Source organism: Thauera phenolivorans, assembly GCF_001696715.1.
GTDB classification, from domain to species: domain Bacteria; phylum Pseudomonadota; class Gammaproteobacteria; order Burkholderiales; family Rhodocyclaceae; genus Thauera; species Thauera phenolivorans.
On record NZ_MBFM01000006.1, the window covers coordinates 169324 to 183252 of the forward strand.

Annotated in this window: 15 protein-coding genes; 7 read left to right on the forward strand and 8 right to left on the reverse strand. The window is 71.0% G+C overall.

Going from position 1 to position 13929, the window contains the following annotated elements; translation table 11 throughout:
• The 7 genes from BB334_RS17790 to thiS form a co-directional block, all read right to left on the reverse strand.
• Positions 1 to 1027: toxic anion resistance protein (locus BB334_RS17790; RefSeq protein WP_083200482.1), on the reverse strand; the 1027-nt coding region annotated here is incomplete at its 3' end.
• Positions 1028 to 1049: 22 nt separating this feature from the next.
• Positions 1050 to 1979, reverse strand: a complete 930-nt coding sequence (locus tag BB334_RS16795; protein ID WP_068809644.1) for a cobyrinic acid a,c-diamide synthase — start codon at positions 1977 to 1979, stop codon at positions 1050 to 1052.
• 101 nt (positions 1980 to 2080) lie between these two features.
• A complete protein-coding gene (locus tag BB334_RS16800; protein WP_068809645.1) occupies positions 2081 to 2710 on the reverse strand; it encodes a YbhB/YbcL family Raf kinase inhibitor-like protein in 630 nt (209 codons plus the stop codon).
• 46 nt (positions 2711 to 2756) lie between these two features.
• The gene (gene sppA, locus BB334_RS16805; RefSeq protein ID WP_068809646.1) at positions 2757 to 4589 is read right to left on the reverse strand and encodes a signal peptide peptidase SppA; all 1833 of its coding nucleotides are present in this window, start codon (positions 4587 to 4589) and stop codon (positions 2757 to 2759) included.
• Positions 4590 to 4619: 30 nt separating this feature from the next.
• Positions 4620 to 5387 (reverse strand): tRNA (guanosine(46)-N7)-methyltransferase TrmB, encoded by a 768-nt coding sequence (gene trmB, locus BB334_RS16810; protein ID WP_068809647.1) that lies wholly within the window; start codon positions 5385 to 5387, stop codon positions 4620 to 4622.
• Complete coding sequence (locus BB334_RS16815) at positions 5384 to 6169, reverse strand: thiazole synthase (RefSeq protein ID WP_068809649.1); 786 nt, start codon at positions 6167 to 6169, stop codon at positions 5384 to 5386. The genes trmB and BB334_RS16815 overlap by 4 nt, the downstream gene beginning before the upstream one ends.
• A gap of 30 nt (positions 6170 to 6199) precedes the next feature.
• Positions 6200 to 6403: a sulfur carrier protein ThiS gene (thiS, locus tag BB334_RS16820; protein ID WP_068809650.1), complete on the reverse strand. Its 204-nt coding sequence runs from the start codon at positions 6401 to 6403 to the stop codon at positions 6200 to 6202.
• Positions 6404 to 6603: 200 nt separating this feature from the next.
• Between thiS and metX the strand changes: the two genes are divergently transcribed.
• The 3 genes from metX (at position 6604) to BB334_RS16835 (ending at position 10180) form a co-directional block, all read left to right on the forward strand.
• Positions 6604 to 7731: a homoserine O-succinyltransferase MetX gene (gene metX / locus BB334_RS16825; protein ID WP_068809652.1), complete on the forward strand. Its 1128-nt coding sequence runs from the start codon at positions 6604 to 6606 to the stop codon at positions 7729 to 7731.
• A 1-nt stretch (position 7732) separates the two neighbouring features.
• Entirely contained in the window at positions 7733 to 8323 is a 591-nt protein-coding gene (gene metW / locus BB334_RS16830) for a methionine biosynthesis protein MetW (protein ID WP_068809653.1), read from the forward strand.
• A 177-nt stretch (positions 8324 to 8500) separates the two neighbouring features.
• On the forward strand, positions 8501 to 10180 hold the full coding sequence (locus BB334_RS16835; RefSeq protein ID WP_068809655.1) for a hypothetical protein: 1680 nt from the start codon (positions 8501 to 8503) through the stop codon (positions 10178 to 10180).
• A 13-nt stretch (positions 10181 to 10193) separates the two neighbouring features.
• Here the strand turns inward: BB334_RS16835 and BB334_RS16840 are convergent, their stop codons facing one another.
• A complete protein-coding gene (locus BB334_RS16840; protein ID WP_068809657.1) occupies positions 10194 to 10511 on the reverse strand; it encodes a hypothetical protein in 318 nt (105 codons plus the stop codon).
• A 173-nt stretch (positions 10512 to 10684) separates the two neighbouring features.
• On the opposite strand from BB334_RS16840, the gene BB334_RS16845 reads away from it, so the two are divergent.
• The 4 genes from BB334_RS16845 to BB334_RS16860 are packed head-to-tail and all read left to right on the forward strand — an operon-like array spanning position 10685 to position 13861.
• Positions 10685 to 11986: an AmpG family muropeptide MFS transporter gene (locus BB334_RS16845; protein WP_332835038.1), complete on the forward strand. Its 1302-nt coding sequence runs from the start codon at positions 10685 to 10687 to the stop codon at positions 11984 to 11986.
• The gene (locus BB334_RS16850; RefSeq protein WP_068809659.1) at positions 11983 to 12750 is read left to right on the forward strand and encodes an AzlC family ABC transporter permease; all 768 of its coding nucleotides are present in this window, start codon (positions 11983 to 11985) and stop codon (positions 12748 to 12750) included. The genes BB334_RS16845 and BB334_RS16850 overlap by 4 nt, the downstream gene beginning before the upstream one ends.
• On the forward strand, positions 12747 to 13073 hold the full coding sequence (locus BB334_RS16855) for an AzlD domain-containing protein (protein WP_068809660.1): 327 nt from the start codon (positions 12747 to 12749) through the stop codon (positions 13071 to 13073). Before BB334_RS16850 ends, BB334_RS16855 begins: the two co-directional genes overlap by 4 nt.
• Complete coding sequence (locus BB334_RS16860; RefSeq protein ID WP_232756771.1) at positions 13070 to 13861, forward strand: uracil-DNA glycosylase family protein; 792 nt, start codon at positions 13070 to 13072, stop codon at positions 13859 to 13861. The genes BB334_RS16855 and BB334_RS16860 overlap by 4 nt, the downstream gene beginning before the upstream one ends.
• Positions 13862 to 13929 lie beyond the last annotated feature (68 nt).

Sequence of the window (13929 nt, forward strand, 5' to 3'; positions counted from 1 at the left end):
GCACGTCTGCGAAGGCCTTCTCGAGCTGCGCCATGTCGAGCGAGGTCGAGGCGGCACGGGTCTGGATCTCCACGCCCTGGGTGCGCAGCGCCTGCGCGGTGCCGGCGATGAGCGCGGACGTCGCCTCGTTGAGCGAGGACACGCGATCGAGCACGAGGCGCTGGTTGGCCAGCCCGAGGGCGACCGTGACCGCCACGTTGAGCGCCGACACGGTGACGTTGATCGCGCGATCCACGCCGCGGATCAGCTCGCGGTTGTTGCGGATCACCACCTCCAGCGCGAGTACGCCCTGCTGGCTCACCGCGAGTTGCTGCTGCAGGTCGACGATGCGCTGGCGCAGCGGGAACAGCAGCTCCTCCTCGACGAAGGCGCGCCGCGGCGCGGGCAGCGCGGCGGAGGCCGCCTCGCGCGCGAGGCGACGATCGATCAGGCGACCGAGCTCCACCTGGCGTGCGAGCTGGCCGAGGATCCCGCGCAGCGCCTGCTGGTCGTCGGCGAGGGTGAGGTTGTCGCGGCGCAGCATGTCGGCGCCGCCCTCGAGGTCCTTGATGATGCCGTCGAGCGCATCCTGCGCCTTCTCGTACTTCTGGAAATAGCGCTGCAGCGGCTTGCCGACGCCGGGGATGAAGGCCAGCGCGCGCGACAGGCCGTCGCCGCTGAGGCGCTGGCGGGCGGGATCGAGCTCCTGCATCTTGCCGCGCAGCTCGAGCAGGGCCTTCGCCACCGGGCCGCCCTCGTCGCCCTGGTGGGCCAGCTTGCGGATCGGCGCCTGCAGCATCTCGCTGCGCCAGGCGGCCTGGCGCTGGAGCTCGATGCCCATGGTGTCGACCGCCTCGCGCTGGCGATGGAACCCCGCCTCGTCGGCGGCGAGCGCGTCGCGCACGAAGGCGTCGGCGAGCGCCGCAAGCGCGGGGTCCTCGGCGGCTTCTTCGGCCTCAGGCGGCACGGTCTCGCGCGCGATCTCCTCGATCGGCGGCAGTGACAGCTCGGAACGGGCGGAGGACCTGGGGGCGGAGGGCGGGCTCATCGGGGAATTCCTCGGGGAAGACTCAGGCCTTGCGGCCGTAGAGGCCGGCGCGTTCGGCGAAGCGGCGCAGCTCGGTAAGCGCCTGCTCGGTGGCGATGCCGGCCTGCGGGCGGCCGGTCTCGATGCGGGCGACCGCGACCACCACGTCGTCGAGCGCGGTGAGCGCGGCCTCGTGGCGGGCGCCGAGTTCGGAGAGCCGGCGCTCGGTGTCCTCCGCCAGCGCCAGCCGGTGGCGCAAGGCCTCGCGCTCGGCGATCGGGAGGGCGGCGCCCTCGCGCTCGAGGCGCCGGCGCACGAAGTCGGTGTCGATCGCGGCGCTGCCGCCCGCGAGCGAGACCATCGAATCGAGCGCTTCGAGCCCACCGCGCGAGACCGCACCGACCAGGCCGCGGGCGCGCTCGAAGGTGACTTCGCGGGTGTCGAACTTCTCGCCCAGCACCGTGAGGGCACGGTCGTAACGCGTGTAGAGGCGGTCGGCCTGCACCGCGAGATCAGGCCGACGCAGCGCCACCAGCTCGCGCTTGGCCTGCCACAGACCGAGCACGAGCTCGTCGCCGCCGCCCGGCGCGCGCGCGGGGTCGAGGGTGAGCAGGTGGCTCTCGTGACACTCGGCGGCGCGGCGTGCGAGCTCGCGCTGGCGTGCCGCCGACTGCTCGCGCGCGGCACGCCCGCGACGCCAGCGCAGCCAGCGACGCTCGACGAAGAGCTCGAGCGGCACCGCGGCGAGGCCGGCGAGCCAGCCGGCGAGGCTGGCGCCGAAGCCGCCCCACAGCGAGGTCATGAACAGCAGCATCCCGATCAGCGGCACGGCGAAGCCATAGCGCAGGATCACCTGCCAGCGGCTGGCCAGGTCTTCCGGCGTCGCCAGTCGGGGATCGAACATGCCGGCCATGAACCAGGGCGGGCACGACATCAGCAGACCGAAGGCCAGCCCCTGCAAGAATTCGAACATCGGCGCGTAGTTCCGCTAAGGGACGGGACGCGGGCCACGCCGGAGATCGGCGCCACCCGCCCGTCCGCACGCTTGGACCGCGTTCGCGGCCGCCCGTGCGCTCAGCCCGCGACCGCGGGGTTGAGCGTGTAAGTGCCGGTGAGGCTCGCCTCGGCGAGCACATGGCCGGCGATCGCCGCACGCACCTCGGCGCCGCCGAAGCGGCCTTCCACCGCGCAGCGCTCGACATCGAGCGCATACACGGTGAATACGTAGCGGTGCAGCAGATCGTCGTTCCACGGCGGACAGGGTCCGTCGTAACCGTGGTAATCGCCCTTCATCGCATCGTCGCCGGCGAACCAGCCGGTGTAGTCGTTGATGCCCTGGCGCGCGCCGAGCGGGGCGTCGGGGCCGGGCTTCCCGCCCGGGGTGACCTCGCTCGAGAACTCGCCCGCGGCGATCTCGCAGCGGTCGCCGGGCAGGTCGATCAGCACCCAGTGGAAGAAGTCCACCCGCGGCAGGCCGGCGGGCACGCTGCGGCCTTCCTGGTTGACGTCGTCGCCCCTGCTCGGCACGTCGGGGTCGTGGCAGATGAGGACGAAGGACTTCGTGCCCGCCGGCACCTCGCTCCACGCCAACTGCGGGTTGCGGTTGGCGCCGAGGCAGACGTGGCCTTCGTCGGCCGGCAGGCAGAAGGCGAATTCGCCCGGGATGCGGGCGCCGTCGGTGAAGCTCGCGCTGGTCAGTTTCATGCCGTCTCCTTCTTCGATGAACCGGGAAGCGTGCGGCGGCGCCCGCTCAGGGCGCCTCGCACAGGCAATGCGCATAGAGATGCCGGGGATCGTTCCACTTCAGCAACTCCCCGGCAGCAGTCTGCAGCCCCGCGAGAATGGCCGCAAGCGGCGCCGGCCGGCTCGCCGGCGCGGGCAGCAGGTCGCCTGCGCTCGAGCCGAGCAGGCGGTGCAGCAGCATCTGCTGGAACGACAGCGTCGCCTGCGGCCGGCGCACCTCGTAGGCGGTGAGCCCTGCCGCCTTCGCTGCCGCGGCCACCGCGTCGTCGAGCCCGCCGAGATGATCGACCAGGCCGAGCTGGGCGGCGCTCGCGCCGGTCCACACCCGGCCGCGGGCGACCTCGTCCACCTCTTCGACGCGCATGTTGCGGGCACGGGCGACGGTGTCGAGGAAGCGCCGGTAGCCGTGCTCGATGCCGAGTTGCAGCGCCTCGCCCGCCGCCGGGTCGAGCGGGCGGCGCGGATCGAGGGCGCCCGCCAGCGGCGCGGTGGACACGCCGTCGACGGCGATGCCGAGCCGGCTGAGCGGCTCGGCGAACTCGGGGAAGAGGGCGAAGATGCCGATCGAGCCGGTCAGCGTGGTGGGCGCAGCCCAGATCTCGCTCGCGGCGGTGGCGATCCAGTAGCCGCCCGAGGCGGCGACCGAGCTCATCGACGCGATCACCGGCTTGCCCGCCTGGCGCACCAGCTCGAGCTCGCGGCGGATCAGCTCGGAGGCCCAGGCGCTGCCGCCGGGGCTGTCGATGCGGACCACGATCGCCTTCACCGCGTCGTCCTCGCGCGCCGCGCGGATGAGCTCGACGAAGCTGTCGCCGCCGACCACGCCGGCCGGCTGCTTGCCGTCCATGATCGAGCCCTGGGCGACCAGCACCGCGACCGCAGCGGCCGCCGGGCGGCGCTCGGCCTGGATCGTCGCAAGGTAGTCGCCGGCGCCGATCTGGCGGAAATCCTTGCCATCGGCGGCGGCGCCGACGCGCTCGACGAGGCGGGCGCGCCACTGATCGCGGGTGGAGAAGCGATCGATCAGGCGGGCGTCGAGCGCGGCTTTCGCCGCATCGCCCCGTGCCGCGGCGAGCGCCTCGCCGTAGCCGACGACGTAACGGTCGAGCGCCTCGGGGGCGAGCTTGCGCGCCGCGGCGATGTCGGTGCGGACGCGATCCCACAGACCGTCGAGCAGGTCGCGGGTGGCGTCGCGGTCCTCGTCCGACATGTCGTTGCGGGTGAAGGGCTCGGCGAAGGACTTGTACTCGCCCACGCGGAATACATGCACCTTGATGCCGAGCGAGTCGAGCGCCTCCTTGTAGTAGGTGCCGTAGCGCGCCAGCCCGCGCAGGAGCAGGAAGCCGTCGGGCGCGAGATGCACCTCATCGGCCGCCGAGGCGAGGAAGTACTGGCCCTGGGTGAAGCGCTCGCCGCGCGCGAACACCGGCTTGCCGCTGGCGCCGAAGGCGGCGATCGCCTCGCGCAGCTCGGCGAGCTTGGACAGGCCACCGGCCTCGAGCTCGTCGGTCTCGATGACCAGCGCGGCAATGCGCTCGTCGGTGCGGGCGGCGTCGACCGCCTCGAGCAGCTCGCCGAGCACCGCCTGCCCGGCGGGCACCCCGCCCGAGCGCAGCAGCGCGAGCGGCTCGTCGAACACCGCCTGCTCGACCAGCGCACCGCTCGGGCGCAGCACCAGCGCCGAACCGCGCGGCACTTCGGGCGCCGGCTCCAGCATCAGGGAGACGACGAAGCCGATCACCAGCAGCAGGATCAAGTAAAGCAGGCTGCGCCCGAGCAGGTCGAGCGCGCGGCCGAGAAGGCCGAACAGGCCGAGGATGAAGCGGAAGATGGCGCGCACGTCGACAGGTCTCCTTTGGCGGCGCGGGGCTCAGCCCGGCTGGCGGTCGTCGCGGCGGCGGAACACGAGGTCCCACACGCCGTGACCCAGCTTCAGACCACGGTTCTCGAATTTCGTCAGCGGCCGGTAGTCGGGGCGCGGCGCGAAGCCGTCGGCGATGTTGTGCAGCGCCGGCTCGGCGGAGAAGATGTCGAGCATCCAGTGCGCGTAGTCCTCCCAGTCGGTGGCGCAGTGCAGGTAGCCGCCGGGCGCGAGCTTGCGCGCGACGAGGGCGACGAAGTCGGGCTGGACGATGCGGCGCTTGAAGTGGCGCTTCTTGCGCCAGGGGTCGGGGAAGAACAGATGCACCCCGGCGAGGGCGCCGTCGGCGATCATGTCGCGCATCACCTCCACCGCGTCGTGCTGGATGATGCGCAGGTTGCTCAGCCCGCCCTCGGCGACCAGCTTGCACAGTGCGCCCACGCCGGGGGTGTGCACCTCGATGCCGAGGAAGTCGTGGTCGGGCATCGCGGCGGCGATCCTCGCCGTCGTCTCACCCATGCCGAAACCGATCTCGAGGATCTTCGGTGCCTTGCGGCCGAAGGCCTCGTCGAGGTCGAGCGGCGCGGCGCGGTAGTCGATGCCGATCCGCGGCAGCATCTCGTCGAGATAGCGCTGCTGTGCCTCGGACATGCGGCCCTGGCGCAGCACGAAACTGCGGATGCTGCGGCTGGAGAAGCGGTGCTCGGGGCTGTCGCGGCCGATGATCTCGACCGGCGCCCCGCTCGAAGGCCGCTGCGTGTCTTGCGTGTCGCTCATGAACCGATCAGCCCCTGGGTCGGCGAACTCGGGTCGGCCGAGTAGAACTTGCGCGGCATGCGACCGGCGAGGAAGGCCTCGCGCCCGGCCTCGACCGCCTTCTTCATCGCACCCGCCATCAGCACCGGCTTGCCGGCGGCGGCGATCGCGGTGTTCATCAGCACGCCGTCGCAACCGAGCTCCATCGCGATCGCGGCGTCCGAGGCGGTGCCGACGCCGGCATCGACCAGCACCGGCACCTTTGCGTTGTCGATGATCAGGCGCAGGTTCCAGGGATTGAGGATGCCCATCCCCGAGCCGATCAGCGAGGCGAGCGGCATCACCGCGACGCAGCCGATCTCTTCGAGCATCTTTGCCTGGATGGGGTCGTCGGCGCAGTAGACCATCACGTCGAAGCCATCCCTGACCAGGGTCTCGGCCGCCTTCAGCGTTTCGGGCATGTTGGGGAACAGGCTCTTGGGGTCGCCGAGCACCTCGAGCTTGACCAGCGCGTGGCCGTCGAGCAACTCGCGCGCCAGGCGCAGCGTACGCACCGCGTCGTCGGCGGTGTAGCAGCCGGCGGTGTTCGGCAGGATGGTGAATCTTTCCGGCGGCAGCACGTCGAGCAGGTTGGGCTCGCCCGGGTTCTGGCCGATGTTGGTGCGACGGATCGCCACGGTGACGATCTCGGCGCCGCTGGCGTCGATCGCCGCGCGCGTTTCGTCGAAGTCCTTGTACTTGCCGGTACCGACCAGCAGCCGGGAGCGGTAGGCCTTGCCGGCGATGACCAGGGAGTCGTTCATGCTTGAACCTGTAGGGAAGATAAGTGGATCTCAGCCGCCGCCGACGGCGACGACGATCTCGAGCCGGTCGCCATCGGCGATCGGCACTTCGGCATGGCGGGCGCGCGGCACGATCTCGCCGTTGCGTTCGACCGCGACACGCTTGCCGGCGAGGCCGCGGCGCTCGAGCAGATCGCGCACCGTCAGGGGCGCGGCGGAGGATTCGGGCTGGCCGTTGAGGATGAACTGGATCATGGTCTTGCGCGGAGGTGTTGCGGAGCAAAATCTTAGCACGCCGGCCGTTTGACATTTCCCGGTCGGGGCGCTACCTTCAGCCGCACTCAGCGCCGATTTGAACCAACAGCTTGCGGGCGCTCAACAAATACGGCTAAAGCGAGGGCGACCCAGTCCGCGTTTCGAGCCGGCTGGGTTTTTTCGTTTACCGCCTACCGACCATGATCCAACCACAATCCGTCGGCGTCGTAACGCCGCAGCTGGCGCATTTCGCCGAGCCGCTGCGCCTGCGCAGCGGCGAGACACTCGCCGACTACGAGCTGATCTACGAGACCTACGGCACGCTCAACGCCGAGCGCAGCAACGCGGTGCTGGTGTGCCATGCCCTGTCGGGTTCGCACCACGTCGCCGGCTACTACGCCGACGATCCGCGCGACATCGGCTGGTGGGACAACCTGATCGGCCCCGGCAAGCCGCTCGACACGCGCAAGTTCTTCGTCATCGGGGTGAACAACCTCGGCGGCTGCCACGGCTCCTCCGGCCCGAGCACGCTGAACCCGGCCACCGGCAAGCTGTGGGGCGCGGACTTCCCCTTCGTCACCGTGGAAGACTGGGTCGATGCCCAGGCCCGGCTCGCCGACCGCCTCGGCATCGAGCGCTTCGCCGCGGTGGTCGGCGGCAGTCTCGGCGGCATGCAGGCGCTGTCGTGGACCCTGCAGTACCCGGAGCGGATCGCCAACGCCGCGGTGATCGCCTCGGCGGCCAAGCTCACCGCGCAGAACATCGCCTTCAACGAGGTCGCCCGCCAGGCGATCCTGAGCGACCCCGACTTCCATGGCGGCCACTACTACGAGCACGGCGTGGTGCCCGCGCGCGGACTGAAGCTGGCGCGCATGGTGGGGCACATCACCTACCTTTCCGACGACTCGATGGCGACCAAGTTCGGCCGCAACCTGCGCCACGGCAAGGCGGTGTACAGCTACGACGTCGAGTTCGAGGTGGAGTCCTACCTGCGCTACCAGGGCGACAAGTTCGCCGGCATGTTCGACGCCAACACCTATCTGCTGATCACCAAGGCGCTCGACTACTTCGATCCCGCCTTCGAGCACGGCGGCAACCTGCAGGCGGCGCTGGCGCGCGCGAGCGCGAACTTCCTGGTGGTGTCCTTCACGACCGACTGGCGCTTCGCGCCCGGGCGCTCGCACGAGATCGTCTATGCTCTGCTGCACAACCGCCGCAACGTGAGCTACGCCGACATCGAGTGCCCGGCCGGCCACGACTCCTTCCTGCTCGACGAGCCGCGTTACCACGCGCTGCTGTCGGCCTGGTTCGACCGCATCGAGGTGTGACATGGCAGGCTACCGCTACGACTATGAAGTGATCGCGCAGTGGATCGAGCCGGGCGAGAAGGTGCTCGACCTCGGCTGCGGCGACGGCAGCCTGCTGCACCACCTGATGGCGGTGCGCCAGGTGCAGGGCTACGGCGTCGAGAACGACCCGGACAAGATCCTCGCCAGCGTCCGCAACGGCGTCAACGTGATCCAGGCCAACATGGAGCGCGGCCTGATCGGGCTGGAGGACGGCTTTTTCGACCACGTCATCATGAGCCTGTCGCTGCAGGCGATGCACAACACCCAGGGCATCCTCGCCGAGATGCTGCGGGTGGCGCGCGAGGCGGTGGTGAGCTTCCCGAACTTCGGCTACTGGCGCCACCGCCAGAGCATCCTCAACGGCCGCATGCCGGTCTCCGAGAGCCTGCCGCACCAGTGGTTCAACACCCCCAACGTGCGCTTCTTCACCATCGCCGACTTCGAGGCGCTGTGCGAGCTGAACGGCATCGTCATCCACGAGCGGCTCGCCTTCGACGAGGGCAAGGTTGTGCTCGAGGAGCCCAACTTCCTCGCCAGCGTCGCGGTGTACCGGCTCGGCCGCAGCGGCTGAGCCCGCGAAGCGCGCCGTCGCGGCGGCCCCAGCCGCGGCGTCGCCGCAATCGCGCAGAGGGCTGCGCTCCTACGACACCCCGTACCCGCACGCCTTGCCACATAGTGGCGGCAGCTATACTCCTTCCATGGCAGGCTGAGCGCCCGCCGGGCGGCGGGTCGGCGCGAGGAGCGGCGCATGGAAACGAGTTCGCAGGCGGTGCTGATCGGCACGGGCGCGCTGCCCTTCCTGGTCCTGCTCAGCGCGGCACTGACGCTGCCGGTATCGCTCGGCCTGCTCGCCCTCTACCGGCGCGCGGTGCTGCGCTCGATGGCGCGCAGCGGCGGCGCGACGATGCCGCCCCCGCCTGCAACGGGGAAAGCGGCGCCGCCCGACGCGCGCCTCGTGCTCGAGGATGTCGCGGCGGGCCCGGCCGCCGGCGGTACGGCCACGCGGGTGATCCGCCGCTCGCTCGGGCGCGCGGTCGGCGTCCAGGTGGCTGCCGGCCTCGCCTACGCAGTCACCCTGAGCGCCGCCTGGATGGTGTTCGCCTGGGGCGAGGGCGGCTTCGTGGCGGCGCGATTCCTCTGGCTGCTGTCGTGCTACGCGTGGCCGACCGCGCTCGCAGTGGGCCTCACCGCTGCGACCAGCCGGCGCCAGCGGCTCGCCATCGGCGCGCTTTATTTCGGCCTCGTGCTCGCCTTCGCCGGCTGGGCGCTCATCCGCAACCCGGCGCTGTCGGCGCTCGCCGTCGTGCAGTTCTGGCTGATCACCAACCTTCCCGCCACCGTGCTGCTGCTCGCCTTCCTGCACCGGCGCATCCGCGCCGTCGGCCCGCTCGTGCTGGTGTTCATGGTGACGGCACTCACCGGCTCGCAGCTCGCGATCGCGCTCGTCGCCGGCAGCGAAGTCGGTCTGCGCGCCGCGGTCGGCATCGGCGGCAGCCTCGGGCTCGGCGGCAGCGCCACCTTCGTCGCGCTGATGCTCGCCGGCGCGGCGCTCGCGGCGGTCGGCGGCTGGCTGATCCTGGGCTGGCTGGGCCGACGCCATCTCGCGCGTCGCAGCAGCGACCAGGCCCTGACCCTCGATGCGATGTGGCTGCTGTTCGCGATCGTGCAGACGGTAAGCTTCGGCTTCGAGGGCATCGCCTGGATGGCCGCGGGTCCGGTCGCCTTCGTCGTATACAAGGTGGTGAGCGGTGCGGGCTGGCGCCTCGCCGGACTCGGGCGCGGGAGCGCGGACGCGCCCTCGCTGCTGCTGCTGCGCGTGTTCGCGCTCGGCGGGCGCAGCGAGCGGCTGTTCGACGCCCTCGGCAAACGCTGGCTGCGGATCGGCGACATCAGCCTGATCGCCGGCCCCGACCTGGCGACGACGACGGTGGAACCGCACGAGTTCCTCGATTTCGCCGGCGGCAGGCTGTCGCGCCAGTTCGTGCATGACGAGGCCGATCTCGAGCGCAGGCTGGCGGCGCGCGCGCTCGGCCCCGACCCGGACGGTCGCCATCGGGTCAATGAGTTCTTCTGCCATGCCGACACCTGGCAGCTGGCGATGCAGCGGCTGGCGCGCGGCGCCGACGTCGTGCTGATGGATCTGCGCAGCTTTTCGGCGAGCAACCAGGGTTGCCGCTACGAACTCGGCCGCCTGCTCGACACCGTGCCGCTGGCAAGAATGGTGGTGCTGGTGGACGGCGGCACCGACCGCGCCTTCCTCGAGGACACGCTGCAGGCGCTCTGGCGCGAGCTTGCGGCGGATTCGCCCAACCGCTCGCTCGTCGGGCCTCGCCTGCAGGTGCTGCGCGCCGACCGGGCCGATGCGGCCGTGAAGGCGCTGCCCGAACGCCTGCTCGCAGCCGCCCGGCCGAGGCCGGCGGGCGGCTGAGGCCGGTGCGCGCTCAGCCGACGATGAAGGCGGGGGCGTCGACCCGGATCGCCGGCCGGTCGAGCGCGGCGGCGGTGGCGCGGGCGAACTGGCGCGCCCACTCGCCCGCCTGTTCGAAGCGTTGCTCGCCGCCGTATTTGGCGACGTTGAGGATCATGTCGAGCGCAAGCACCTTTCCCATCGGGTTGGAGGGCGTGCATTCGAGCTCGTCGAACTCGTGCGCGAGCCAGGCGCGCGCCTGGTCCTTGCTCATCGCGTCCACCTCGGCATCGTGCAGGGAAATCTCGTATTCCCGGTTGCCGCCGAACGCCACCGTCACCACATACGACATGGCGCATCTCCTCCTACGGGTCTGGATCCATTGCTCTGCGCGCATTGTTTGCGCACTCGGGCGCCGGCGCAAGGAACGTATCGAATTGTGAAGGCCGCGCGACCGGGCCGCGCGGCCGCACCCGGCCCGATCTGCGATAATCGCCGGTCCCGCCATCGCCGTCGAAGCCGACCTTGCCCTCCCGCCCGCTGCCCACCTGGCTCGCCGTACTGCTCAACCGCCGGATGCTGATCTGCATCTTCACCGGTTTCGCCTCCGGCCTGCCGCTCTACCTGCTGCTGAACCTGGTGCCGGCCTGGCTGAAGACCGAGGGCCTGTCGCTGAAGGCGATCGGCGCCTTCGCACTGATCCAGTTCCCCTACACCTGGAAGTTCCTGTGGGCGCCGCTGCTCGACCGCTACGGCATCCTGCCCTGGCTCGGACGCCGGCGCAGCTGGATGTTCGTCTCCCAGCTCGGCCTGCTCGCCTCGATCGCCTGGCTCGGCCAGCTGTCGCCGACCGAGAACCTGCCGATGGTGGTGGCGCTCACCGCCATGCTCGCCTTCCTGTCGGCCACCCAGGACGTGGCGCTCGACGCCTTCCGTCGCGAGATCCTGCCCGACGCGGAGCTCGGCCTCGGCAACGCGATCCACGTGAATGCCTACCGCATCGCCGGCCTGGTGCCGGGCTCGCTGTCGCTGATCCTCGCCGACCACCTGCCGTGGAGCCAGGTCTTCGTGATCACCGCCGCCTTCATGATCCCCGGCCTGGCGATGACCCTGCTGTCGAAGGAGCCGCTCGCGGCGACCGGCACGCCGCGCACGCTGCGCGCCGCGGTGGTCGAGCCGTTCCAGGAGTTCTTCGGCCGCCACGGCGTGCGCTCGGCGCTGCTGGTGCTCGCCTTCCTGTTCTTCTACAAGCTCGGCGATTCGCTGTGTACCGCGCTCGCCACGCCCTTCTACCTCGACATGGGCTACAGCAAGACCGAGATCGGCGTGATCGCCAAGAACGCCGGCCTGTGGCCGATGGTGATCGGCGGCATCCTCGGCGGCATCTGGATGGTGAAGCTCGGCATCAACCGCGCGCTGTGGATCTTCGGCGTGGTGCAGTTCGTCACCATCCTCGGCTTCGTATGGATGGCCTGGCTCGGTCCCGCCGAATCGGACGCGGGCCGCCTGGCGGTGCTCGCCATCGTGATCGCGGGCGAGGCAGTCGGCGCCGGACTCGGCACCACCGCCTTCGTCGCCTTCATGGCGCGCACCACCCATCCCGCCTACACCGCCACCCAGCTCGCGCTGTTCACCAGCCTGATGGCGGTGCCGCGCACCTTCATCAACGCCACCGCCGGCTGGCTGGTGGAGGCGCTCGGCTGGTACAGCTTCTTCTGGCTGTGCTTCGCGCTCGCGATCCCGGGTATGCTGCTGCTGCTCAAGGTCGCGCCCTGGAACGGTGAGGCGCACCAGGCCTCGGCGGGCAGCGCCGCGCGTGCGGCATGAGCCGCAGCACCGAATTCCTCGCCGGCTGCCGCGACGAGGCGCCGCTGCTGCTCGGCGTCGCCCCCTTCGGCATGATCTACGCGATCGCCGCGCTCGCCGCCGGCGTGCCGGCCTGGGTCGCCCAGCTCGCCTCGGCGCTGGTGTTCGCCGGCGCGGCCCAGCTGGTGATCGTGCAGATGCTCGCCGCCGGCGCCGGCGCGCTGCCGATCGCGCTCACCGCCGGCCTGCTCAACGTCCGTCACGTGCTCTACAGCGCCTCGATGGCGGAATACGTGCGCCACCTGTCGCGACGCTGGCGCCTGCTGCTCGCCTACCTGCTCACCGACGAGGCCTATGCGGTGGCGGTGCTGCGCTACCAGCGCCGGGACGGCGCCCCGACCGGGGCGCAGGCAGACCCGGCGCGAAGCGACAGGGCCGAAAGCGACTCCATCGCGCGCGAAGCCGCGCCCGACCTGCGCCACTGGTACTTCCTCGGCGCCGGCTTCACGCTGTGGGCGGGCTGGCAGGCATCGACCGCGGCCGGCCTGCTGTTCGCCGCCACCATCCCGCCCTCCTGGGAGCTCGACTTCGCGGTGCCGCTGACCTTCATCGCGCTGCTCACCCTGCTGCTGCGCGAGCGCGCCGGCCAGGCCGCAGCGCTGGCGGCCGCGATCGGCGCGCTCGCCTTCGCCGCGCTGCCCTACAAGCTCGGCCTCGTGGCGGCGATCCTGGTGGGCCTGTTGGCCGGCGCATGGACCGTGCGTCGGCTGGAGGGCGCGCGATGAGCACGCCGACCCTGCTCGCGCTGCTGGCGGCCGTCGGCGCGCTGACCTATCTTTATCGCTACCTGATGATCGGCGTGTTCGCCAGCCACCGCCTGCCACCCTGGCTGCACGCGCTGTGCCGCCACATTGCGCCGGCGAGCTTCGCCGCGCTCACCGCCAGCGCGCTGTTCGTCGCCGGCGGTGAGGTGACGATCGCGCTCGACGGCCCGCGGCCGTGGGCGGCGCTGGTGGCCGCCGCGGTGGCTTGGCGCAGCCGCAGCGTGTTCGCCACCATCGGCGCCGGCATGGCCACCCTTTATCTGTTGAAGATCCTCTTCCGATGACCACCGCCGACAAACTCATCGAGGCCGCCCGCGCGCTCTCCGGCAGCGTCGACCGGTTGCGCTTTTCCGCGCCGGTGACCCATGTGTACAACCCGCTCGAGTACGCCTGGGCGGTGCACGCGAGCTACCTGCGCCGCTACGGCGAGGGCCGCAAGCGCGTGGTCTTCGTCGGTATGAACCCCGGCCCCTTCGGCATGGCGCAGATCGGCGTGCCCTTCGGCGAGATCGCCAGCGCGCGCGACTGGCTCGGCCTGGAAGGCCCGGTCGGCCAGCCGGCGCAACCGAACCCGAAGCGGCCGGTGGAGGGCTTCGCCTGCACCCGCGCGGAGGTGAGCGGCCAGCGCCTGTGGGGCCTGTTCCGCGCCCGCTTCGGCGCGCCGCAGGCCTTCTTCGCCGAGCATTTCGTCTCCAACTACTGCCCGCTCGCCTTCTTCGAGGACGGCCGCAACCTCACCCCCGACAAGCTGCCCGTGGCGGAAGCGAAGCCGCTGCTGGCGGCCTGCGACGCCCACCTGCGCACGGTGATCGCGACCCTCCAGCCAGAATGGGTGATCGGCATCGGCAACTGGGCGGAAAAGCGCGCGATGGAGGCGCTCGGCGACGCGCCGGGCCTGAACTTCGGCCGCATCCTGCACCCCAGCCCGGCGAGCCCTGCCGCCAACCGCGGCTGGGCCGAGGCCGCGACCGCCCAGCTCGTCGGGCTGGGCGTGTGGCCGGCACGGGGCGACAATGAGGCGCGCGGAACCTTGACCGCTTCGAGCGAGGCGGCAGGCGGCGCGAAGACCTGAGGGCGCACCCGTGCCCGATGGCAATACGCGCGCGAGTAATTCATAATTATCGAAGTTTTCCTGAACCC